The organism is Flavobacterium bizetiae (assembly GCF_902804475.1).
Classification (GTDB): Bacteria; Bacteroidota; Bacteroidia; order Flavobacteriales; family Flavobacteriaceae; genus Flavobacterium; species Flavobacterium bizetiae.
On sequence record NZ_CADCSU010000103.1, the window covers coordinates 40,674 to 63,499 of the forward strand.

The window sequence follows — 22,826 nt, forward strand, 5'->3', positions numbered from 1 at the left end:
ACTTTATTCAGACGCTTGATTTATTTTGGTGACTAAATATTCTTTTCCCAGAATTTCTGAGCAAGTTACAACCGCGCCAATCGTCACGCCTAAGACTCCGTGCATGTTGATACTTTGGCCTGTAAGATATAAATTATCCAGCTTAGTTTTTGACGGAATCAGGGTTTTCATCGGATTATTCGAATCTTTAACATAACCGTACATATTACCATTGTCTCCGCCAATATAATCGCGATACGAAAGCGGAGTAGAAGTATGCACAGATTGAATGCAATCTCTAATACCGGGGAATTTCACCTCAATTTCAGTTAAAAACTTAGCCGCTTTTCGGGATTTAAACTCTTCGTAGCTTTCTCCGCGATCATTTTCATCGACGGTTGTATTAAAAGTATCGATCCAGGGCGCGACATCTTCGTATTTCATATAAGTTATGAAAGTCATTCCTTCGGCCCACTCTTCTTGCTTTTTTGAGGCATTCATAGAAGCCATAAAAGCTTTTGGCCACGAGTTTTCGTCATAATCATGTGCCGTCCAGACTTCGCTGCTTTTCTTGAAATGATAATGGTTGTGGTTGATGTATTTGAAAGTTTCGGGTTTAAAAACAATGTATAAACTAAAGGCCGAAATAACGCCTTCGAGACTTTGGACCCTGCTGTAAAATGATTTTCTAAAGTTCTCTTCGCCAGCCAGTTTTAGCGTAGTTTTGGGTTCTATGTTTGAGATAAAATAAGAACCGGAAACCTGAGTTCCGTCTTTCATATCAACCGAAGTTACTTTTTTATCTTCGACATTAAATCTAGTAACTTCTTTGTATTTGTAAAATTCGCCGCCGTATTTTTTAAGCTGTTTCAAAAGCTGCTTCGTGATTTGACTTCCGCCATTGATACAACGCCAGGAACTTTGAATATAAGAGTTTACAGAAAGGGCATGAACGTAAAATGGCGATTTATCTGCAATACCCGCATACAAGAAATTAGAACCGGCAAGAACCGCTTTTAGTTTTTCATTTTCTGTACATTCTTCGATCGTTTGTTTGGCATTTAGAGACAGAATTTCGTTATCGTATTTTCCTTCCCATTCTAAATTATAGAGCGGAAAACATTCGCAAATCGCTTTTATTTTTTTACAATATTCCTCGATGTTTGCTTTTTCATTTGGGAAAAAAGTGACCAACTGATTGGCAAAATTATCGTAACCCTGAGCATGAGGATATTCGTTTTCATCGTCTTCAAAAGAGATAATATCAAAACCATTTTCATCTAATTTTTTAAGATTAAGATGATCCATAATGCCCAAATATTTAAAATATTTGTACAGATTTTGCCCTTCGTCAAGACCTCCTATGTAGTGAATTCCGGTATCAAAAATGGTTTTATCGCGCACAAAAGTTTGCAGATTTCCGCCGTATTGATTGTTTTTTTCGAGCACACAAACGCTATAACCTTCTTTTGCCAGAATTATTGCCGAGACCAATCCGCCGAGACCGCTGCCTGTTATTACTACATCGTATTGCTCTTTCATGCTAGTTTTTCTTTAATACGATTATAGAATTTTCGTCTAAAACAGATTGAAAACCAAAGTTAATTAATGTGTTTTTTAAACCTGAACTATTAATTAAAATAACGCAAGATGTAGTAGCAATGATTTTCTCCAGATCGCTTGCATAACTTTCATCAGAAATTAAAACAACATCGTATTGATTTTCTAAAGCCAATTTGAGATGATCGGGATAAGAAATTTTTCTCTTTACGAGGAAATAATTCGTTTTGGCAACCGCGACTTTTTCTTCATCAGAAATAAAAGAAATTACTTTTCGTTGTGGTTCCTGCAAAGTCAATAAAACGTCTAATTGTCCGTAATCATTGGCTAAGTGCAATATTTTGGCTTTCGCCGAAAGATGCTTGTTAAGCTGATAATATGTTTCGAGATTCTCTTTTAAATCGTTTTTGACAGCATTTATAATTTCAATTTCTTTGTAATCGTAACTATGAATTAGCATTTTTTTGAAATAATCAGGGCCTTCTAGTTGTTGACGCACTTTATGAAATTCTTCTTTAAAATAAGCGCTTAACAGTTTTGTTCTTTCGGCATAATTTTTCCCGTAAGAAAGATTATCAGGCGTAATTCTTTCTAAAATAGATAAGGTAAGATGACTATGATGAATGACAAAATCGCCTTTTGGAATTGCTTCTGATGCGCCATGAATTAAAACCGGAACAATATCCAGATTAAATTCTTCGGCAAGATAAAAAGCACCTTTATGAAAACGCTTGATCTGATTACTTTCTGAACGGGTTCCTTCCGGAAAAATCATCAATGAATATCCTTCATTTACTTTCTGACGCAGATGTTCAACACCGCCTTCGATTCCTTCAGAAACCGGATAAAACCCTGCTTTTCTAACCGTTCCGCCAAAAATAGGAGAGTTGTAAACCCAGTCGTTTACAAGAAATATAATTTTAGGACTCAACATTCCCATTGCCAGAATATCGATAAACGAAGAATGATTGGCAATTATGATGGCTGGTTTTTCGAAGTTTTCATTAAACTTATTGAGGACTTTTTTATGCAAAAACGGATTCGAATATAAAACCGAATTCATGAATCTTGAAATGAAATATCGAAATCCTTTCATTTTCTTTTTTTCGTTTATTGGGAGAATCGGCATTATGGTGATGCTAAAAAGTGACATCAAAATACCGCCAAGTCCGTAGTAGGTAAACGAAATAATACCGTGTATAAAGCTTCGTAACTCGAAAGGAGCATTTCCTTTTTTCGCACGATTGGATATGAATAATTTAAAAAGAATCGGGTAGAAAATAAACGTAATAATCAACGCGGCAAAAACCCCAATCAAGGAAACAGATGAGATCGAACGCAACGCCGGATGATGGGCAAAAATCATGGCACCAATTCCTAAAATGGTTGTGATAACTGCCAGAATTATTGACGTTCTGTAAATCGCAATTTCGTTTTTTCCGTTAGTATATTCTTTTTGAAGTGCACTCGTCATGAAAATACTAAAATCGACACCGTGACCAAAAATCAGCGTACAAACAATCAAACTAAAAATGTTCATTTGAATACCAAAAATGCCCATAATTCCTGCCGTTACAATTCCGGTTAAGGCAATCGGGATACAACTTACGATGACCAATTCGACTCTGCGGAAAAAGAAAAACAAAATCAGAATTACAGCCACAAACGAATAATTAACCAGCGAATTAAAATCGGTTTTTAAAGTGCTGAAGAATGTTTCATTCATTTGCTGACGATCAATCGCAATCAGATTATTTTTGGCGGAAGCCGATTTCACAAAAGCATCTCGTTGCTCAGGCGTAACTTTTACTAAAGTCGAAATCGTGAAGAAACCATTCTTCTCGGTTACAAATTCCTTTAGTTGCAGATCCTGAACTTTTAGATATTCTTGTGCCGAAATAGGTTTGAAATTATAGTCTAAATGATCGTAAAAAGTCGAATATGTTGAGGGTTTAAAACCTAGTTTTGAACCTTCGGCAATCAATTCAGATTGTAGAACTTGCTTTTTATTGGCATCCCAAAACGAATTCCATTTGTCTATTTTTTGTTGTTGTTCTTTTTGCGAAAGCATAATTCCGCCAACAGAACTGAAATTCAATATTTTATTCGTTTGTTTTTCTTTTGATAAATCGGTAAAAAGTAGGCTATTGTTTTGCAAAACTTCTTCCATACTTTTTCCGTACGAAGCCAGATAAATCGTTTTTGATGTTAAACTCGTGCTTTCTTCCAGATCTTTTTCGGCGGCTTTAATTTCTTTTGGAACAAAATTCAATTGCGATAAATCATTATTGAAGCCCACATTATTATATGTAAAAGAACAAACGATTGTAATTAAAACGCAAAAACCAATCAGGTATTTATTATTATGAAAGGAGAAATGTGCCAGTTTATCAATGACATTTTTCTTATGTTCAAAATTATTTTCTTTCGGTTTATACAAATGCGGAACAATCAAAAGCGAGAAGATTCCGGTTGCCATAACAATTACGGCAGCGAAAATTCCGAGATCATTTAAAGCATCAGATTTTACAAAAAGCAAACATAAAAAAGCAACAGCCGTTGTAGAACTGCTCATAATTACAGGCATTGTAATGTCTTTGTACAAAGTTTTTACATCGCTGTTATGTTTGTAATGCGTGAGAATATGTATCGAATAATCGATTGTGATTCCTAACAGGATCGATCCAATTCCGAGAGAAATTGCTGAAATTTGTTCTTTTACAAAATATAAAAAAGCTACGGCGAACAAAGCGCCAAAAACCGTTGGAAGAAAAATAATTAACGGAATCAATATTTTGCGATAAAACAAAATCAAGATCAGCATTAGCGTGATCATCGCGATTGTGGTCGTTAAAATAATATCGCTTTTAATTTGATCTGCATTGGCAACTGCAATCAAAGCCGAACCAAAATAACTAATCGAAGTTTTGCCTTTGAATTTCTGATTTAGATTTTCCTGAATCGATTTTAGTTTATTTACAAAAATCGTGTTCTTTTCGGTTTCGCTCGAAGGCAAATTTGAAGTTATAAAAAGCAATAATTTTGTTTTGTCCTTGGTCATTACAAAACCATTGTTGAGCGTAAAATCGTCGCCAATATTTAATTGCTGTAATTTTTTTAAAGCGATAAATGAAATTCCAAGCGGATCTTGCAGAATAAAATCTTTGGTTACAAATCCGGATGGAGAAATAATCGATTTATAATTTCCCTGAACGGTTGCGGCAATACTGTCTTTTTGAAGTTTATTCTGAATCGCAGCATAATCTTTATTCTCTAAAAAAAGAGGCAAATTATTGTAAACAAAATCTATTGTTTCCTGAATGTTTTCTTCGTCGATTTTACCCTGAATTCCGGTTATGTAAGGTTTGCAGGATTTAGAAACGCTATCAGAAAAAACAGTTGCCATTTCTTTTAAATCTTCTTCAGAACCGTTTTTATCAAGTTTGAAAATAACAGTGATTTTATCCGCGAAATTAAGTTGTTTCAGGACTTTTGCCGTAACATCAGCTTTATCGTTTGTTGGAATAAGTTTGGTAATGTCTTCTTCAAACTTAATTTGAGACGCAAAGAATCCAAAACCAAAAAGCATCAAAATAGCCAAAGCAACCGATAAAGTTTTTTGTCGGTTTACAAATAAATGAATGGCGTAGAAATAGTGATGCATAATTATTTATTATTTTCTTTTGCCACAGATTAAAAAGATTAGTTTTAGTTTGTCACCCTGAGCGAAGTCGAAGGGCGCTCCAATTGGACGTGGGCTTCGACTTCGCTCAGCCTGACAAACTGGATGTAAAAATCATTTTAATCCTTTAATCTGTGGCAAACTTTTACGTAATATTTGTTTTGTTCTTAGAACTAAAAGCGGTTAAAAGTAAATAACTTATAAGACCAAAAGTCAGTGCCAAAACGGATGCTAAAATAAGACTTCCCACGATATATTGTGTCGCATTTTTTTGAATATCATCGAGCGTAACCGAACTATCTAAAATTAGCGGCGCATCATTCGATACAAAGTAACTTCCCATTTTTAGAGAACCGTAAATAACAAAAGGGATGAAAGGCGGAAAACTCACATTCGAAGCCAGATAAGCAATGACTTTATTGAGCCTGAACAAAGCGGCAAAAGTAAAAAGCAAAACGGTTTGAAATCCCCAAAACGGAGAAATCCCGATAAAAATACCCAAAGCAATTGCGGCTGATTTTTTGAAATTAGAGTCGGAACTTTCTAAAATATCTTCAAGAAAGAATTTTTTAAAACCTTTTTTTTTTGCTCTTTTAAAAAAATCTCGCGGTTTAATGTACAACAAAGCATTGAGAACCAAAACCGTATTTAGAATACTAATTCGGGTAAAATCTTTAAATGGTCGAAAATGCGAAACACGTTCTGCGGGATCGTACAAAATCTGGATCGGGATGTTTTTAACCACAATTCCTTTCCATGCCGATCGCACAATAACTTCAATTTCGAACTCAAATTTATTGGTATAAAATTGTTTCGGAATTAACTTTAACGGATATAATCTAAACCCGGATTGTGTGTCTTCGAGTACAATTCCGGTTTCGAACTTAAACCAGAAATTCGAAAATTTATTACCAAAACTACTTTTCTTCGGTACATTTTCCTGTGTCATATTCCGGCTTCCAATCAAAAGAGAATTGGGTTCTTTTTGAATTTCTTCAATAAAATTAGGAATATCAGATGCAAAATGTTGTCCGTCAGAATCGATTGTGATGGCGTATTCAAAATGCATTTCGATTGCTTTTCTAAAACCATTTCGGAGCGCTCTTCCTTTTCCTATATTTCGAGGATGATGAATTTGAGTAAGCTCCGAATATTGTTTTAAAATTTCGTTCGTAGTATCTGTTGAACCGTCATTGACGATAATAATATTTGATGTGAAATCTAAAATAGAATCCAGCACTTTTTTCAACGTTTTGTGATTATTGTACGTCGGCACAATAACACAAAAATTGATTGAATCAAGTAATTGCTGCTGAGATAAAGTTGGTTGCATGGGGATTTTTTTCTTTACCTACTTCACAAATTGTTTCTCTTTTTCAGAGAAACTTTTAGATTGCAAAACAAAGTCTTTTAGGTATTCTTTTAAAACACCACTTTGCTCGGCATAATGATCGGTAATGAATTTTTTATCTTCTTTGATGTTCTTTTTATAACCCGTAATTCCAGGAACATCTTCCTGAATACTCAATCGAATCATTCTGATTTCGATATTGTTCGGGTCACTTTTTAAAGTCGCTTCAAGAAGTTTTGCACCTTCTTTAAAACGAGAAATTTTGCTTCCAACAATATTTTGAAATTTAGAATCTACTAAAATTGAAGCCGCTTTGTAAGCCACTAAAATTTTATCATCGTTGTTTGAAATCCCGGAAAGTTTTTCGGTAAAATCTTTAGCATTTGCTTCTGATTTTGCCACATCAGGATAAATTTTTCGGATAGAGGCTAAGTCGGGGTTTCCGGCAAAGTTTATCCATAGAAGTATTGACAATAGTAATTTCATAGTTATAATTTTTTATACATATTGCTTAATTTTAAAGCAACGGTATCGTTAAAATATGTGGTGTTTTTCACCTTTACCAAATCATCTTCTGTGGTTGTTATATCAAGTTCTAAACGCAATTCAGGATTTGTTTCCGGATTAATTAAGGCCATGAATTTTACATTGGTCAGTGTTTGTATCATCAACGAACTTTTTGTGATTGATTCTGTAAGTTCTTTAATAATCTGAATCATGCAAACGCCCGGCATAATTGGGTTTCCGGGAAAATGTCCTTCAAAAACCTCATGATTGGCATTAACTAATATACGAATATTATATTTAGCATCTCCTGTTTTTTCTTCTGAAAGCACTTTATAAAAGTCTTTTAAAACCATATTTGTAATTTTTTATTTCGTTTCAAAAGAGTAAGAAATACCTATTTGAAAATTGATATTAGTATTATAATCGCCAAAAAAGTAATGATTATTAGAATTATTATGATAGTAATCGCTGTCTAAAACATCTAATAAACCTTTTTTAAATCTAAATTCAAAACCAAGACCAGAAGGCATTTTATAAGCAACACCTGTAACAAACGAAAGATCATTGTATGTTTTTCTAAAAGCTAAATTGTCGCTTAAAAGAACATCTAAAGCCGGCCCAAACTGAACCTGAAACTGAGCAAATTTTAATTTGTTAAGCAGTGCAACAGATAAATAACTCATTTGTAAATCCTGATGAACCGTTCTTTCTGTTTGCGTATCGGGATCAATAAAATTACGGGCAACATTATTAGATCCTTGTCTGATGTAATTTATTTCGGGCTGTAAAGCATATCGTTTCGTTAAGTTTATTTCTCCAAAGCCACCAATATAAAAGTCAGGTCTGTAGTTGGCATGCATTTCAGAAACTGTCGAAAGACTTAAACCTGCTCTTAAACCAGGCTTAAAAGTTACTTGAGCTTGTATGTTTGTGATTGCAAAAAAAAGGAATACGGCAATCGCTAATTTCTTTTTATACATTATTTTACTTTAAAAGTGTAACTAATACCAATCTGAAAAACCTGATTCAGGATAAGATCATTATAGCGATAACCATTATCGTCATACTCAACTCCGTCGTAGCCATAAATATCAACTAAACCTTGTTTTAATCTTGCTTCAAACGTTAATCCATTTCGAAGTGTATATCCAACGCCTCCAACAATGGCAAGGTCAAAACTTTCAGGACTGCTGTTGATATAATTATCAGAAATTTTAAAATCGAAAGACGGACCTCCCAAAAGGTGAAATCCCTGACCGCCAATATTAAATTTTGCAACCGCACCAAGTGTTAGGTAATTTAATTCATAATTTACATAGCGGTAATTGTATCCGTTTCCAAAATATTCTCTCCCTTTATCACCTTGTCTTGAATAAGTTATCTCAGGCTGTAACGAAAAATATTTATTAAATTTAATGTTCACTAATCCACCAATATAAAAATCGGTTTTAGTTCTATTATCATCAATATTAGTTAATGTAGATAAATTTAAACCTCCGCGAAATCCTGGACTAACGCTCACTTGTGCTATTGATGATGTAAGTCCGATAAATAAAACAAAAGCAATTACGGTTAATTTTTTCATTTAGGTTTGATTTAAAGTTTATGATTAGTTTAAATTTTATTCAGATTTGAAATAGTTCAATTCAATTTTCAATTTAATATTCTGATGAATAATCTGAATCTTTTCGGCAAAAATATTGTTTTCTGAACTAAATGTCAGCGTAAATTTTTCTTTTGTTTGAGACGAATGAACGATCTTTTCTAATCGATGATCCTTTTTTGAGATGAAAAGATAATTGTCTCGTTTTCCATCCTTTGATTTATAAATGTCAGCTGAATCATTTTCAAATTGTTCCTGAATCTGATAGTCTTTTTTTAGCAACAATCGAAAATCTTCTTTTAGCGTATTAATCAGGATTTTTCGATCTAATTCTGATACAATCGAATTGACTTTAAAATCGGTATCCGAAATTTCAAAATCCATTAATTTATTTCCGAATTCTGTTGTAAAAACAATTCGGTGTGTTGTATCGTTTATTTTCTTGGCGATGAAAATTCCGCTGATTTCATTTCCGTAAACCGTTATATTCGTTTTATAAACATAATCTGTTTTTGAATCTGAAAAATAGGGAACTTCATAAGACGTTTTGTCTAATTTTTTTGGAGTATAATTTTTTGTGACCGAGCCACAAGAAACAAATACTAGCGCTAGAAAGCAATTAATTATTAAAAACTGAATCGTCGATTTTTGCATTGATCACTTTATTTTTAAGTACAATTCTGGTATAATCTTCAGATGATTCTAATAGTTTTACCTGAACCACAGTTGCTTCTTCTTTATCGAAAGTCAATTCGATTTGTTTGATGTATTTCTTCAACGTCGCATCTTTCGGAATAAATTTCGCCAGATTTTGACCTTTCAATTTAAAATAAGATATCGTAAATTCTTTATCGTCAAACATATTTCCGCTTACGCTGCCAACGATTAATTTGTTGATTCGGCCAAAGATTTTGCTGTTGCCAATATCAACCGCACTTTTTTTGCCTTCGTCGTTAATCAGGATTTTTCCGTTTTTGAAAACAATGCTATAATTGTATGGTTTTTTATATTGCCATTGAAGTAGCGCAGGTTCCTTAAAAACCATTTTTCCCGAAGTTTCAATGTCTTTCGATAAAAAATCTAAATGTTTATACTGAACAAAATCAGTACTTAAGGTTTTGATTTTTTTCGATACTACATTTACATCTTGTTTGAAAGTAGCAACTTCAGCATCTGTCATTTTTTGTTCCTGAGCAAACAAACTGCCTGATATAAATAGAATTAGTAGAGCTATTTTAGTTTTCATATTTTTTTAAGAATTATGCTTATTATACTGCCACGAATTACACCAATTTCCACGAATTTTTAATTTCATAAAATCCGCTCTAATCAGCGTTTTCGCTTTAGCGAATCCGTTTAATCAGCGTTCTATTTCATAAGCTTTAAGATTCAAAAGTTCCTCAATCGAAATCACTTTATAATTGTTTTGCTGTAAAAATTGCAAAAACTGTTCCAATACCAAAACGGAGTGTGATGCCGTGTCGTGCAAAAGTACAATTCCGCCGGGAGAAACGCGTTTTATAATTCGGTTGAAAATTAATTCCTGATTTTTTGTTCCGCCGTCGAGCGATCGAATATTCCAGCCAATTACTTTATGTTTGGTTTTTTTTAAAGCTCTTCTGATCGAAGGAGTTGTAACTCCGTAAGGCGGACGAAAGAAGTTTATTTTTTTTGAAGTATATTTTTCCAGAAGTTCATCTGTTTTTTCAATTTCTTCCTGAATCTTTTCAGCATTATAAAAATCAAAAAACTTAGAATGACTGTACGAATGATTCCCAACCAAATGACCGGCGGCAATGATTTGTTTTAAGATTTCAGGATGTGCTTCGATGTTTTTTCCGATGCAAAAGAAAGTGGCTTTTACATCATATTTTTTCAGCAGTTCTAAAACATCCAAAGTAAAAGTGCTTGGTCCGTCATCAAACGTAAGAGCAATTTTTTTTTCTGTTTCTAACGGATTATTACAGAAAGCTTTTACATGATAATTAGATGAAATTCGGGAAGAACCAAAAGCATTAATTCCTAACCAAATTAAAATTACAACAACAAACCACCATATGTTTATTGCTACATAAAAATTCAGAAGAAATAATAAAAGCAATAAAAAAACAAAAAATAGTGATATGTTTTTGTGCGTTATCATTTTGTGATTAACGTAAAACTATGGTTTTTTCCGTTTAATTGATTGTATAATAAAATGGTTTTATAAACTGGCTTTTCAACCGAATTTACTTTTATGATTTCCGGAATTTCCTGTGTTTTTAAAATTTTAGCTGCCATCCATAAAGCAAAAGCCGAAGCAGTATCGTATTCGCCGCTTAAATGTTTGTAATATAAAACAGGAGTTTCTGAGAAAGCATTTTCAGCAAGATTTCTATAATAATTTTCGAAAGCTACATTTCCGTCAAAACCTAAAACCAAAGCATCAATGTCTGAAATTTCTAAATTATTCGATTTCAAAAAAGATTTGATTTCAGCTTCAATCTCGTTTTCTGCAAGTGTATTTACAATTGCGATATCCAGAACTTCTGCGTACGTATGGTCTTTTCGTTCATTTTCTAATACAAAAAAACTGGCGCCTTCACCATAAACCGCACCGCTTGTTGTAGAAGTTAAAACATCATAAGGTGCTTTGTTGTCTTCTTTTATACGACCGGAAAGCTTAAAAAGGGCAGTAGTATAATCTCCATTTTCATCAACTCCGCCTATTAAAACCGATTGTGCTTCGTCTTCTTCGATTTGCATTTTAGCATCTAATAAAGCCGACTCAAAAGAAACAGCGCCATTTACATACGTAAAATTATACCCTTTACATTGTTGTAAAAGAGCGATTTGCGCACCAACAGTATTATGTGTAGATTGAATAAAAGAAGTTGGCGTTAAAAATTCTTCGTTATTATCGAGAATACTTTTAAGGAATTTTTCAGAATCTTCGATGCATCCTAAACCTGTTCCGGTAATGATCGCATCTACTTTTTCGACATTGGCATCTTTCATTGCCAGAGCCGAAGCTACGATTCCGTTTTTTACGCCTTTTGCCATTCTGCGGCTTGCGGCTGGAGAAATATAATCTTTGTAAACCGGAGGAACAATCGCCAAAACATTTTGATCATGATTGACAACGGCTTCTTCTAAAAAAACAGTATCAAATGTTTTTTGAGTCGAAATACAACCTACTCCATTTATATATGTTTTCTTCATTTTAGCTTTTTGAAAATATAAGGGTTGAACAATTTCCTCCAAAACCAAAAGAGTTGGATAAAACGTGTTCGATATTTTTGTTCTTTACAGCAGTTTGAGGTTGTAAATCAAATTCTTCCATCGGGTTTTCGAAATTCAAATTTGGATAAACCACATTATTCTGAATCGCCAAAACACTGTAAACCGCTTCAATTGCAGCAGCTGCAGCCAAAGTATGTCCGGTAAAAGGTTTTGTCGAACTAAAATCAGGCACTTTTTCGTCCTGATAAATTCTCAACAATGCTCTTCCTTCAGATAAATCGTTGTTTGGAGTTGCCGTTCCGTGTACGTTGATATAATCAATTTGGGAAGGTTTTAAACCCGAGACTTCAAAAGCTTTTTTCATCGCCAAATAAGCGCCATCACCATTTTCTGAAGAAGCGGTTTGATGAAAAGCGTCGTTTGCATTTCCGTAACCGGAAACTCTTGCCAACACTTTTTTATTTTGTTTCTCTACAATTTCATCCGATTCTAAAACCAAATATGCCGCTGCTTCGCCCAGGTTTAATCCTTTGCGTTCATTGTCAAAAGGTTTGTTGAAATCGTCTGATAAAATCATCAAAGTCTTAAATCCGTTAATCGTAAATTTTGCCAAACCATCGGCTCCGCCAACAATAACGCGATCTAGTTTTCCGGTTTTAATCAATCTTGCTCCCAACATTATCGAGTTTGCTGCAGACGAACAAGCCGTACTAATTGTGGTAACCATTCCTTTTAAACCCAGTTCTTCGGCAATTTTTTCTGCAACATCGCCACCGTCATGACAGGCAATATATTTTACCAGTTCAGGATGTTTAAAATAATCGTAATAATGTCTTTCGGTCATGTCCATTCCGCCTACACTTGTAGCCGAAATAAGTCCGGTTCTAAATTCGTTTATCGATGTAATTCCTGCATTTTCAACAGCTTGTTTTGCTGCCAAAGTTGCGATCATTGCCGTTCTCGAAAAGTTATTATCTTCTGTAAGATTCAATTCATCAACCAATTCTTCGTTGGTTTTTTTGATTTCGCCTACTTTAATAACATCCGCATGAACCGTCGAAATATTTGTGATACGAGAAATACCAATTTTATTTTCGATCAACGAAATATAATTTTCTTCGACTGAATTTCCAATCGAAGAGATAATTCCCATTCCCGTTATTGCAACACCTTTCATTTTTAGACTTCTTAGATTTTTAGACTTGCTTAGATTTCTTAGATTTTAGACTTGCTTAGATTTTTGATTTCTGGATTTAGACAGTTTTTAGTCTAAAAAGTCTAAAAATCTAAGCCAGTCTAAGAAGTCTTACTTCGTTCTGTTAGCGCTAATATAAGCTGCCATAGTTTCGATCGACTGGAAAATTGTTTTTCCTTCTTTCGGATCTACTAATTTAATTCCGTAATCTTTATCTAAAATAACGATCAATTCAAGTGCATCAATTGAGTCTAAACCTAAACCATCTCCAAACAAAGGATCATTATCAGCAATATCTTCGATTGCGATATCTTCAAGGTTAAGAGTGGTAATGATTTTATTTTTTAATTCTTCTTTTAATGCTTCCATGATTATTTATTATATAATGTATTGATATTTTCGTTTTTATATGTTGCGTTTTCGTCTTTGCTAATCGTGCAAAGAAACGCTTTATAACTGTCATTAAAAAATTCTACCCAACCGCAAAGAACCATGTCTGCTTTATTCGTATTCAGAAGAATATCCGAGTAATTCGACATAAATTCAGTGTTAAAGTCCTCAAATATAAAGAAAGAATTTTCACTTTTCAGTTGATGACGAATACTTATTTCGCCCAAACAAATATTTGGCAACGTGTAAACAAAAACCGCCGGACTCGGAAAGTAGTTTTCTTTGTCGGAAATCGATTCCTGATATTTTACATCGGTATCTAAACTCGATGATTTATTGGCCAAAACCAAAGCAATATTATTCTCTTGTTCAGTTGAAGTTATCGGACTCAAAAGCAATTCAGATCCTAAAAAAGCCAGTTTGCTCAAAGCATCCATTTTGAAAAACTTCGGGTATTGAATGTCAAAATTACGATACGCTTGTTTCGAGAAATCCCCGAAATCGGTTGGTTCAGTTTTGAATATAGAAGTTCCGTTCAAAACAATTTCGTTGTTTTGAATGGTGATGTAGGATTGTATGTGAGTTTTACTTTGAGTCATTATTTTAATTTAACACTAATTCCACAAATTGGCACAGATTATTTTGGGTTTAAATTACACTACTCAATCTGTGATTTTTTTAAGAAACCCAAGTATGAACAATATTTTTAATATGCCATTCTCCAGATTTATTTTCAATTGTAATTTCAAATCCTCTTCCACATTTTCCTCCACCGCATGAAGCACTGGCAGATATAGTGCCGGAAGTTTTGGTTTTATTAAACTGAATATTAGAAATTTGAATTGTTCCAACAGGCATTTTGCTTTTTTTGTCGTTTATGTCCCAATATATTTCTTCAGGAAATTTAGACGTATATTGAAAATCAAACTTTTTATTATTTTTAAAAGGAGTCAAATCAAATTTTTCATTTCTAATTTTATTGTTTACTACATAATCATAAACACCAATTAAAATTCTGTTTTTATCATTTTTAATACTGTCTTGTTCAACTTGATATCTTTTTAATTTATCATGATAACCGATCGTATCTTCTTTATTTGTTTTAAAATCTAATCTTGGCATTGGAGGCGGATGCATTGTTCTTCGATCCATATAAATTGAATCTACAATTTCCAGAAAGACACTATTCATTACCTCTTTTTCAAAATCAGATTCAGACACTTCTTTCTTTTTACATCCAAAAGAGGAAAGAAGAATTAGTGTTATAAATATGAATTTTGATAATTTCATAAATGTTATTGACATAACTTTTTAATGTCCGCTTTTAAAAGTAACTGTGAAAAAAGAACAGGAAAATTTGTTTTATAACCTTTTTTAATCATTGTTATATAAATGTTATTTTTGTCTAGAATAAATATCCTGCTTGACTTGTATAAACTACTAATTCCGTAATTGTCTGATTTGTTATAAATTATTATTTCTTTTGAATTTGCAGCTCTCTCAAACCCTAATTTCTTACAATATTCAGTAATAATTGTTCTATTTTTTTCAGCATTATATTTGCTTACAATTTTTGTAAGATGTTTTTCAGTCGCCTTTCGATAAATTGCATAAGCAAAAAAGAGACTCCCCAAAAACAGAAGATAATATTCGGTTCCCGTTTTTGAATGATCTCGGTATGGATCGTAATAAACTAAAAAAGGACAAATAAATCCAAAGCTAAAAAACACAAAAAGAATTATGGTGTCAAATATATCAAACCAGCTTTCAGAATAGACCAGTTTGCTTTTGGCTATACTTTTCTCGATATCTAAGTTTTTTAAATTTCTCATTTCATCTTTTCAAAAACCACAGCCGTATTACAACCGCCAAAACCAGAAGCTGTTTTTAAAAAATAATCAATATTCGCTTCTTTATTTTTCTCAATAATACTAATAGCTTCACTAACTCCAATTTCATCAAAACCTTTCGATTCAAAAAGTATATTTTGATTTACGGATTCAATCCCAATTACCGTTTCCAACAATCCCGAAGCGCCTAAAGTATGACCATAAAATCCTTTTAAACTATTGATGGGAACATTTTGTAAACTTAAGCGATTTAGTGCAATGGCTTCCATTTCGTCGTTGAACGGAGTTGCAGTTCCGTGTGCTGAAATATAATCGATTTTGTCCACTTCTATTTGGGCTTCTTTCAAAGCATTTTGTATACTTCTAAACAAACCTTCGCCTGTTCTTGAAGGACCCGAAATATGATTGGCATCATTTATAGAACTGTCACCAATTACTTTTATTTTGGCGTTTTTGGCTTCCGCCGAAATTAAAGCAGCAGCGGTTGCTTCGCCTAAACTTACACCGGTTCTGTTTTTAGAATACGGTTTACAAGGTGAATCGCTCATTGCTTGAAAAGAATTAAATCCAGATAAAACAAATTCTGAAACTTCATCTCCTGCAATAACAAAAACGTTATCATACAATTCAGACTGAATCATTCTCTTCGCCACCGAAACAGCTAAAATTCCAGAAACACAAGCATTCGAAACTACAATTGGTTGTGTTTTGAATTGAAAGAAATCGGCAACATTTTGAGCTAAAACATCTAAATGCGCACTGTTGAAACTCTCTTCTGAATTCTCTTTTAAAGCCGTAACATTTCCTTTTGTGGTCGAAAGTATAAAAGCAGTTTTTGAGTTGAATCCAATCCCTGATTTTTTGATAATTGGCTCTAAAGCCAAAATCATCATTTTCTCTAAACGAGTATATTTTGTTTGAGCGCTTATTTTTGCAAAAGCACTGTTTATTTTTTCATCATTAATAATAGAAGCATAAAATGGTATTGGCATTAAAGAAGCATCTTCATGCAATTGAATTCCAGAATCGCCATGCAAGATCGCTTCGACATTCGATTGAACATCAAATCCTAAAGGGGTGATACAATTGGTTTCGGTGATATATACTTCTCTTATCATTTTATCTTTATTTCTTGGCTTCTAAATAGCCCACAGATTTCACGGATTAAACAAATTTACACGGATTTTTATTAATTTGTAATTCGTGAAAATGGGTGTAATTCGTATTTCAATTTTTACTTTATCAATCCCACTTTTCGTTTCCATTCTTCGTAGAAAGGAGGATTTGTCAGCATTAGATTTCCTTCTTTATCTAAAAATACCTGGACAGTTTCGCCCGTGCAGGCAACTTCGCCTTTTGCATCTATAATTTTAAAACGGTAAATCATTTTGGCGGCCGGTGTATCTACAACCGTTGTTTCTATGGTTACCACATCGCCGTAACGCAAAGACAATTTGTGTTCGCATTTCGATTTTACAATTGGAGTTGTGTATTCAGTTTCTCCAATGTCTAAATACGTAAGTCCGTGTTGGCGGCCAAAGGCTTCACGTCCATCTTCAAAATAGGTAATGTAATTGCCATGCCAAACGATTCCAAGCGGATCAGTTTCGTTAAAACGAATTCTGATTTCGTGAGAGACGGTTAGGGCAGTGGCTTCGTTATACTGTTCTTTTCTTTTTGTCATAAAATAAGGCAATGGATGTTGTGATAATGAAGAACAAAAATAACAAACTTATTTTTGGGATGATTTCAAGGAAAGATACGTTTCGCAATAATACATCGTAGAAAGCTTCTAATCCCCAATTCATTGGTGACGATTTTGCGATATATTGCATAATGGTTGGCATTGCAAAAACAGGCACCCAAACACCGCCAACAGCGGCCAGAATCAGTACACTTGTTGCGCCAAACGGTGCTGATTGTTCTTGTGTGCTTGCTATGGTTCCTAATAAAATTCCGAAACCTATGGCAGCAAAACCAGAGAATAAAGCAACGACGCTCATTAAAAATAAATGCCCTTCGATATTTAAAGAAGGTAAACCAATATGCGGAAATAAAAACACAGCAACGGCAACCATCATATAAAACTGAATCATACAAATGACCGAATAGGTAATGGTTTTACCTATAATTACCACCAGATTAGAAACCGGATTGGTCAATAATCGAACGAATGTTCCTTGCGATTTTTCTTTTACAATATTAATAGACAACGGAATAACGATAAAAAATATGGCAAAAAGTGTCCAGGCCGGAACGTTGTGCTGTACCGAGTTTGGTCGAACTTCTTTGTTATTGATTTTCGGAATTATTTCTTTGAAAGTAATAAAACTTTTTTGCTCAAATTCAGCGGTTCCTTCTCCTAATTGGTTTTGAAAAGTGGTGTAAATTGATTTGGTTTCGATTTGAGAAATCATCTTATCAATCGAACTCATCACGGCATTTTTGAAACTCATTTGAACCGCTGGATCAAAATACAATTTCACTTCTTTTTCTTTGATTACTTTAGGTTTTTCTGCTTGCGCTGTGGTATCCGTTTCTACTAAGCCCATTTTGCTGATGATGTTCTCAACATTCTGATCGATTTTGGTTTGCAAATCAACGCTTAGGTTTTTCGGAATTATAATCGCCAACTGAAATTTTCCTTTGTAAACGGCTTCTTTCGCCACTTCTTCAGTAATAGGTTTATTGTCAATTTGAGTATCAACGCTAAACAAATTGCTTTTTTCGAGATTATCAAAAACCGTTTTAGATACAGAACCTTGATCGTTATCGACCAATAAAATCGGAATTTTATTGTCGCTAATCGTTTTAAAAGTACTGTCTTGTATTAAAGTTACCGTGATTACTAAAACCAGCGGCATGATAAATAAAATAATTAATCCGCCTAAATCTCGTTTGAGGAGGAGAAATTCTTTTACAACCGACATCCAAATTTTATTGACCATCTCTAAAATCTTTACCGGTTAATGAAATAAAAACTTCTTCAAGATTTTGTGCTTTTTCTGTAGAAGCAATTAAACTTGATGGTGTTCCTTGTGCAAAAATCCTGCCTCGGTCGAGAATGGCAATATGGGTACAGAAATCTTCGGCTTCAGCCAAATGATGAGAGGTATAAATAATCGTAGTTCCGTTTTGGTTTAAAACTTTTAAATAATCGATAATCGCATTTTTAGATTGTACATCGACACCAACAGTTGGTTCATCTAAAAATAACACTTTTGGATTGTGCAGAATTCCGGCAATTAAATTGACTCTTCGTTTCATTCCGCCCGAAAAAGTTTCGATACGTTTGTCTGCGAATTTTAATAATCCCAAAAGATCTAAAGTTTCGATTACTTTATCTTTTAAGTAAGAACCTTTTAAGCCGTACATACTCCCGAAATAATGCAAATTTTCTCTGGCTGTCAAAGTTGGATATAAAGCATATTCCTGAGGAACAACTCCTATAATTTTTTTTATTTTAGATGAATGATGCGTGTAGTTCAGATCATCAATTGTAAAATGTCCTGAAGTTGGTTTTATCAATCCGCAAAGCATAGAGATCAAAGTGGTTTTTCCGGCGCCATTCGGGCCTAATAATCCAAAAATCTGACCTTCATTTATTTCCAGCGAAACATCGTTCAAAGAATACTGGTCGGCATCTTTGTACTTTTTCGAAAGGGATTCTATTTTTATAATGGGTTTCAATATATTAGCTAATGGCTTTTTTTAATTTTTTGAAAAAGATTTCTTCTCGATTGGCAATGCTCAAAAGTTCATCAGCAATGGCGTTGTAAGCATCTTCTTTGGCACTTCGGTTTTTGTAAATTCTTGAAGCTTCTACAGCAAAATCACGCCATGAATCTCCAATTTGTGTCATTTCTTTAGAAAGCACTTTCAATTCTTCATTACCTAAAATAACCGAAGCTTCTTGTAAAAAAGCAGCATATATAAAACGAAATCCTCCGCCACCGGTTCCTATTTCTTCCTGCATACGTACCATTTGCGCCAGATAATGATTGGCTTTTTTGGTTCCGTGTTTTACAGGCCATTTTCTGATTTGTTTCGATACGAATTTAATTCCGCGTACACCAATAATAGGCATTGGCGCCAGCATATCTCGACACGTATTTTTAATTCCTTTTATAATGGCACTTTTTAAATCAACAGCTGCCGGAATCTGAATTGGATAATACATTTGTCCTCTTGGAGCAAAAGCGCCTTTGGCAAAACGTACTTTGTCTAATTCGTCGTGCGTTAAAGTTGTAACAGTTTCCATAACTGGATCGCTCACCAAATAATCCGTTTCAGTTTTTCCGTAAACGACTAAATTGTGCGCGTTGAAATGAAAGCGATATTCATCCGGAAAATAACTCAAATGATAAACTCCAACTTGTAATCCGGTTGGAATATTATTTTTTAAATTTTCGTCTAACGCTTTATTTGCATTGGTTGTCGAAGAAAATTTTTGTCTTTTTATTTTAAGATTTAAACGCTTGGCTAGTTTATTAAAAATTTGTCCCGGCAAAGTTCTGTAACTAATTGCGGGTGCATAATTGACTTTTAAAAAAGGTAAGTATACAAAGAAAAGCCCGGAGCCAATACCAAAAACCATAGGTTCGCTGATGTTGAGTCCGCTATTTTTTAGCAAATTCGAGGCTACTCCGTTCTCGCAATGGGCAGCTTGATGATGTGTAAAATTAGTTTGCATTACTCTGTTTTAATATTTTTTAATTCTGCTATTGAAATCTCAAAAGCATCGGCATATTTTTTTAGGATCGAATCGCTTAATTTGGCAAAAACGGTAGGTTTAAAATGTCTTTTTACGCGCCATTTCCACATTCCAACATAACTTGATAAGATAGTAAGATCCATTTTGTTGACTTCCATATAATAACAAATCGGACTTACTTCGCCAATTTCGACTTGCATTTTTGCTTCGGCAATGCGTTCGTTTATTTCGTCTATTGAATTTGAAAGTGCGATGGTTTTAGGTTCCCAGCCGGTACTTAGAGTTGTTGTATAATTGCCATCCGCATCGGTAGCATACAAAAGTTCTTTAACGTTGTTTTTTGTTAAGTTGCTTTTATCTTGTGGTACTTTTTCTTTTTCCATATTGTCTTTAAACTATGATATTCCGAACATAAAAGCAGCTATTATAAAAGCTAAAACTGCTAAAATTCCCAAATTTGCAAAAGCTATTTTTTTTCTTTTTTTGATAAATAAATAAATCATTTCAGTAAATAAACCGATACAATACATTAGGATAATGAGGAAACTTACAATAAATAATCCTAAACCACCATCAACGTGTCGGTGCATATCTTCTTCACAATGTTTATGAGGATCGTATGAAAAACTCCAAATAAGAAAAAGACTTCCTAGCAATAATACTAAAATTGCCATTCGTATTAAAACATGAAAGGATATCTTTTTAAAATCCATGTTTAAATTATTACATGATTGAATTTATCTTTTGAATGAATAAATTAATTTCGCATTCTAGAAGTAATTTATGTCCCCATAAACTTTCGCAGTGCATCGTGCATAAAGTATAATCATCGCCTTCAAATTTTGAAACCAAAGTTGCTTTGGTAATAATTGTATCACCCACTTTTGGCAGTAAATGTATTTTAAGGTTTTTTATCGCACTGATAAAACCAAGAACATTTACGTTTTCATTTTCTGTTCCGTCTTCTTCAAAAAAATACTTTTTACCTACTATAGACGAACAGGTTTGCGCGGTGTTTTCGATTAAACCTGCTTCGATAAAAATGTTATTATCTATAAAAATATTATCTTTTTTGATCAGGAAAGTTGTTTCTACAAAATTAGAATCTATATCCAAAATTAAATCCACCATAAGCATTGGCGCCCGGTGCGGTAAATAGTTTTGTATGTCGACTCCGGTTTTCATTCCTGCTATCATTTCGCTAAAACAGTTTTCATTTGTCCGTTAGCAATTTCTTCATTGTTTAAATAAGTCACAACATCTACCAAAGTTATTCCTGCAAATTCCTGCAAAATGGTTACGGTAGATTGAATTGTATCATTAATTTTTGGCAGTTTTTTAATTTCAATTTCTTTAATAGAACCAATATATCCTGTTGGAGCTGTTTCGTTTTTTAAGAAGAATTGATAACCAGTATGCAAAGCCACTGATTGTGCCATATGTTCGATTAAACCTGCTTCCAGAAAAGTATCATTGTTAAAAAAAATGTTGTCGTTTTTAATTTCTAATCCTGCTATTAATGAGGTTTCTGTAAACGAATACATTTTATCTACCATAACAAAAGGAAACTTTTGCGGCAGTAAATTTTCAACAGCTTCTTTTTCTAAAAGTAATGTCGTCTCCATTAGCAAACTGTTAAATAAGCATATGCAAACGAGAATCTTCCACTTTCAGGAACTGATAAAAGAATACGATCTCCTTTTTTTAAATTTCCTGAATTCATCAATTCTTCCAGCGCCAGGTAAATAGAGGCAGAACCTACATTTCCTACTCTCGAAAGGTTCATAAACCATTTTTCATCTTCCATTCCGATTCCTCTTTCAGCTAATCCTTTTTTTAATCCTTCAACAAAAAAGTTAGAAGAAACGTGAGGAATAAAATAATCGACCTGATCTGAACTAATATTATTTTTAGACATGGCATCGCTCATACTTTCAGCTCCTTTAGAAAGTATAAATTCATCCAATAATTTTACGTCTTGTTTAATGGCAAAAACCGATTCGTTTAACCATTGTTCCGGCTTATAATCACTCCATGACTTAATTTCGCCATTTTCTAATTTATCACCACCGGCATACATGCAAGTTTCTAATTCATAAGCATATGAAAAAGCTTCCATCCATTCGATTTTTAGAGAAATTGGGCCTCTTGGTTTATTTTCTAATAAAAAAGCTCCGGCTCCGTCAGATAACATCCAACGTAAAAAATCTTTTTTGAAAGCAATAATTGGCTGCTCTTCAAGGCTTTTTAGATTGGCTGCTTCGTGATTGTACATTTGAGCATTTAGCCAGCTTGAAACTTTTTCTGATCCGGTACAAATCGCATTTTGAGAGTTTCCTGATTTTATAGAAAGAAAACCAAATTTTAAGGAATTCATTCCGGCGCAACAAACACCAGTTGATGAATTTAATTCTACCGATTTATTTTTTAATAATCCGTGAACCATCGCGGCGTGCGAAGGTAAGAAAACGTCAGGTGTTGAGGTTCCGCAGGATAATACTTCAAGATCTTGTGCCGTAAAGTTTTCATCAAACAATTGTACAACAGCATTTTTTGTTAACTCAGCATTATTATGGGTACTTTTTCCTGTTTTATCTATGGCGTAATAACGACTTGTGATTTTATTATTGCGCAAAATAATGCGTCTTGCTTTAGAAGCGGCATCATTAATGAGTCCTAAATAATCTTCCATTTCATCATTCGAAATAGCTTCATTTGGCAAATACTTTGCGGCTTTGGTAATATATACTTCAAACATAATCTAATTTCGTCT

26 protein-coding genes are annotated in these 22,826 nt (G+C 33.6%); all 26 read right to left on the minus strand.

The window, feature by feature from the left end:
• Positions 1–3 precede the first annotated feature (3 nt).
• A complete protein-coding gene (locus FLACOL7796_RS13775; protein ID WP_173971341.1) occupies positions 4–1,521 on the minus strand; it encodes a phytoene desaturase family protein in 1,518 nt (505 codons plus the stop codon).
• A gap of 1 nt (position 1,522) precedes the next feature.
• Positions 1,523–5,203 (minus strand): 1-acyl-sn-glycerol-3-phosphate acyltransferase, encoded by a 3,681-nt coding sequence (locus FLACOL7796_RS13780; protein ID WP_173971342.1) that lies wholly within the window; start codon positions 5,201–5,203, stop codon positions 1,523–1,525.
• Between the two features lie 163 nt (positions 5,204–5,366).
• Positions 5,367–6,554 carry a DUF2062 domain-containing protein gene (locus FLACOL7796_RS13785; RefSeq protein ID WP_173971343.1) on the minus strand — a complete coding sequence of 396 codons (1,188 nt, stop codon included), beginning with the start codon at positions 6,552–6,554 and terminating at the stop codon, positions 5,367–5,369.
• An 18-nt stretch (positions 6,555–6,572) separates the two neighbouring features.
• Positions 6,573–7,058: a hypothetical protein gene (locus FLACOL7796_RS13790; RefSeq protein WP_173971344.1), complete on the minus strand. Its 486-nt coding sequence runs from the start codon at positions 7,056–7,058 to the stop codon at positions 6,573–6,575.
• Between the two features lie 2 nt (positions 7,059–7,060).
• Entirely contained in the window at positions 7,061–7,432 is a 372-nt protein-coding gene (locus FLACOL7796_RS13795; RefSeq protein ID WP_173971345.1) for a 3-hydroxyacyl-ACP dehydratase, read from the minus strand.
• Between the two features lie 12 nt (positions 7,433–7,444).
• Positions 7,445–8,059, minus strand: a complete 615-nt coding sequence (locus FLACOL7796_RS13800) for an outer membrane beta-barrel protein (protein WP_173971346.1) — start codon at positions 8,057–8,059, stop codon at positions 7,445–7,447.
• The gene (locus FLACOL7796_RS13805) at positions 8,059–8,664 is read right to left on the minus strand and encodes a porin family protein (protein ID WP_173971347.1); all 606 of its coding nucleotides are present in this window, start codon (positions 8,662–8,664) and stop codon (positions 8,059–8,061) included. Before FLACOL7796_RS13805 ends, FLACOL7796_RS13800 begins: the two co-directional genes overlap by 1 nt.
• Positions 8,665–8,700: 36 nt before the next feature.
• Positions 8,701–9,336, minus strand: a complete 636-nt coding sequence (locus tag FLACOL7796_RS13810) for a hypothetical protein (RefSeq protein ID WP_173971348.1) — start codon at positions 9,334–9,336, stop codon at positions 8,701–8,703.
• Positions 9,302–9,928 carry an outer membrane lipoprotein carrier protein LolA gene (locus tag FLACOL7796_RS13815; RefSeq protein ID WP_173971349.1) on the minus strand — a complete coding sequence of 209 codons (627 nt, stop codon included), beginning with the start codon at positions 9,926–9,928 and terminating at the stop codon, positions 9,302–9,304. Before FLACOL7796_RS13815 ends, FLACOL7796_RS13810 begins: the two co-directional genes overlap by 35 nt.
• Before the next feature lie 114 nt (positions 9,929–10,042).
• Positions 10,043–10,825, minus strand: coding sequence for a polysaccharide deacetylase family protein (locus FLACOL7796_RS13820; RefSeq protein ID WP_173971350.1), 783 nt, complete (start codon positions 10,823–10,825; stop codon positions 10,043–10,045).
• A complete protein-coding gene (locus FLACOL7796_RS13825; protein ID WP_173971351.1) occupies positions 10,822–11,883 on the minus strand; it encodes a beta-ketoacyl synthase N-terminal-like domain-containing protein in 1,062 nt (353 codons plus the stop codon). Before FLACOL7796_RS13825 ends, FLACOL7796_RS13820 begins: the two co-directional genes overlap by 4 nt.
• Position 11,884: 1 nt before the next feature.
• On the minus strand, positions 11,885–13,081 hold the full coding sequence (locus tag FLACOL7796_RS13830; protein ID WP_173971352.1) for a beta-ketoacyl-[acyl-carrier-protein] synthase family protein: 1,197 nt from the start codon (positions 13,079–13,081) through the stop codon (positions 11,885–11,887).
• A 129-nt stretch (positions 13,082–13,210) separates the two neighbouring features.
• Positions 13,211–13,468: a phosphopantetheine-binding protein gene (locus tag FLACOL7796_RS13835; protein WP_017496902.1), complete on the minus strand. Its 258-nt coding sequence runs from the start codon at positions 13,466–13,468 to the stop codon at positions 13,211–13,213.
• 2 nt (positions 13,469–13,470) lie between these two features.
• Positions 13,471–14,088, minus strand: coding sequence for a 3-oxoacyl-ACP synthase (locus FLACOL7796_RS13840; protein ID WP_173971353.1), 618 nt, complete (start codon positions 14,086–14,088; stop codon positions 13,471–13,473).
• A 79-nt stretch (positions 14,089–14,167) separates the two neighbouring features.
• Positions 14,168–14,794: a hypothetical protein gene (locus FLACOL7796_RS13845; protein WP_173971354.1), complete on the minus strand. Its 627-nt coding sequence runs from the start codon at positions 14,792–14,794 to the stop codon at positions 14,168–14,170.
• On the minus strand, positions 14,785–15,321 hold the full coding sequence (locus FLACOL7796_RS24685; RefSeq protein ID WP_199885847.1) for a hypothetical protein: 537 nt from the start codon (positions 15,319–15,321) through the stop codon (positions 14,785–14,787). The genes FLACOL7796_RS13845 and FLACOL7796_RS24685 overlap by 10 nt, the downstream gene beginning before the upstream one ends.
• Positions 15,318–16,457, minus strand: a complete 1,140-nt coding sequence (locus tag FLACOL7796_RS13850; protein WP_173971355.1) for a beta-ketoacyl-[acyl-carrier-protein] synthase family protein — start codon at positions 16,455–16,457, stop codon at positions 15,318–15,320. The genes FLACOL7796_RS24685 and FLACOL7796_RS13850 overlap by 4 nt, the downstream gene beginning before the upstream one ends.
• Positions 16,458–16,573: 116 nt before the next feature.
• The gene (locus tag FLACOL7796_RS13855) at positions 16,574–17,023 is read right to left on the minus strand and encodes an acyl-CoA thioesterase (RefSeq protein ID WP_173971356.1); all 450 of its coding nucleotides are present in this window, start codon (positions 17,021–17,023) and stop codon (positions 16,574–16,576) included.
• Entirely contained in the window at positions 16,998–18,287 is a 1,290-nt protein-coding gene (locus FLACOL7796_RS13860) for an ABC transporter permease (protein WP_173971357.1), read from the minus strand. The genes FLACOL7796_RS13855 and FLACOL7796_RS13860 overlap by 26 nt, the downstream gene beginning before the upstream one ends.
• Positions 18,277–19,029 (minus strand): ABC transporter ATP-binding protein, encoded by a 753-nt coding sequence (locus FLACOL7796_RS13865; RefSeq protein WP_173971358.1) that lies wholly within the window; start codon positions 19,027–19,029, stop codon positions 18,277–18,279. Before FLACOL7796_RS13865 ends, FLACOL7796_RS13860 begins: the two co-directional genes overlap by 11 nt.
• A 4-nt stretch (positions 19,030–19,033) precedes the next feature.
• The gene (locus FLACOL7796_RS13870; protein WP_173971359.1) at positions 19,034–20,032 is read right to left on the minus strand and encodes a BtrH N-terminal domain-containing protein; all 999 of its coding nucleotides are present in this window, start codon (positions 20,030–20,032) and stop codon (positions 19,034–19,036) included.
• Positions 20,032–20,436: a hypothetical protein gene (locus FLACOL7796_RS13875; protein ID WP_173971360.1), complete on the minus strand. Its 405-nt coding sequence runs from the start codon at positions 20,434–20,436 to the stop codon at positions 20,032–20,034. Before FLACOL7796_RS13875 ends, FLACOL7796_RS13870 begins: the two co-directional genes overlap by 1 nt.
• Before the next feature lie 12 nt (positions 20,437–20,448).
• On the minus strand, positions 20,449–20,727 hold the full coding sequence (locus FLACOL7796_RS13880; RefSeq protein ID WP_232067379.1) for a hypothetical protein: 279 nt from the start codon (positions 20,725–20,727) through the stop codon (positions 20,449–20,451).
• A gap of 49 nt (positions 20,728–20,776) precedes the next feature.
• Complete coding sequence (locus tag FLACOL7796_RS13885) at positions 20,777–21,238, minus strand: ABC transporter permease (protein ID WP_173971386.1); 462 nt, start codon at positions 21,236–21,238, stop codon at positions 20,777–20,779.
• Between the two features lie 8 nt (positions 21,239–21,246).
• Entirely contained in the window at positions 21,247–21,678 is a 432-nt protein-coding gene (locus tag FLACOL7796_RS13890) for a hypothetical protein (RefSeq protein ID WP_173971362.1), read from the minus strand.
• Positions 21,678–22,811 carry a beta-ketoacyl-ACP synthase III gene (locus FLACOL7796_RS13895; RefSeq protein WP_173971363.1) on the minus strand — a complete coding sequence of 378 codons (1,134 nt, stop codon included), beginning with the start codon at positions 22,809–22,811 and terminating at the stop codon, positions 21,678–21,680. The genes FLACOL7796_RS13890 and FLACOL7796_RS13895 overlap by 1 nt, the downstream gene beginning before the upstream one ends.
• Positions 22,812–22,826: the final 15 nt, after the last annotated feature.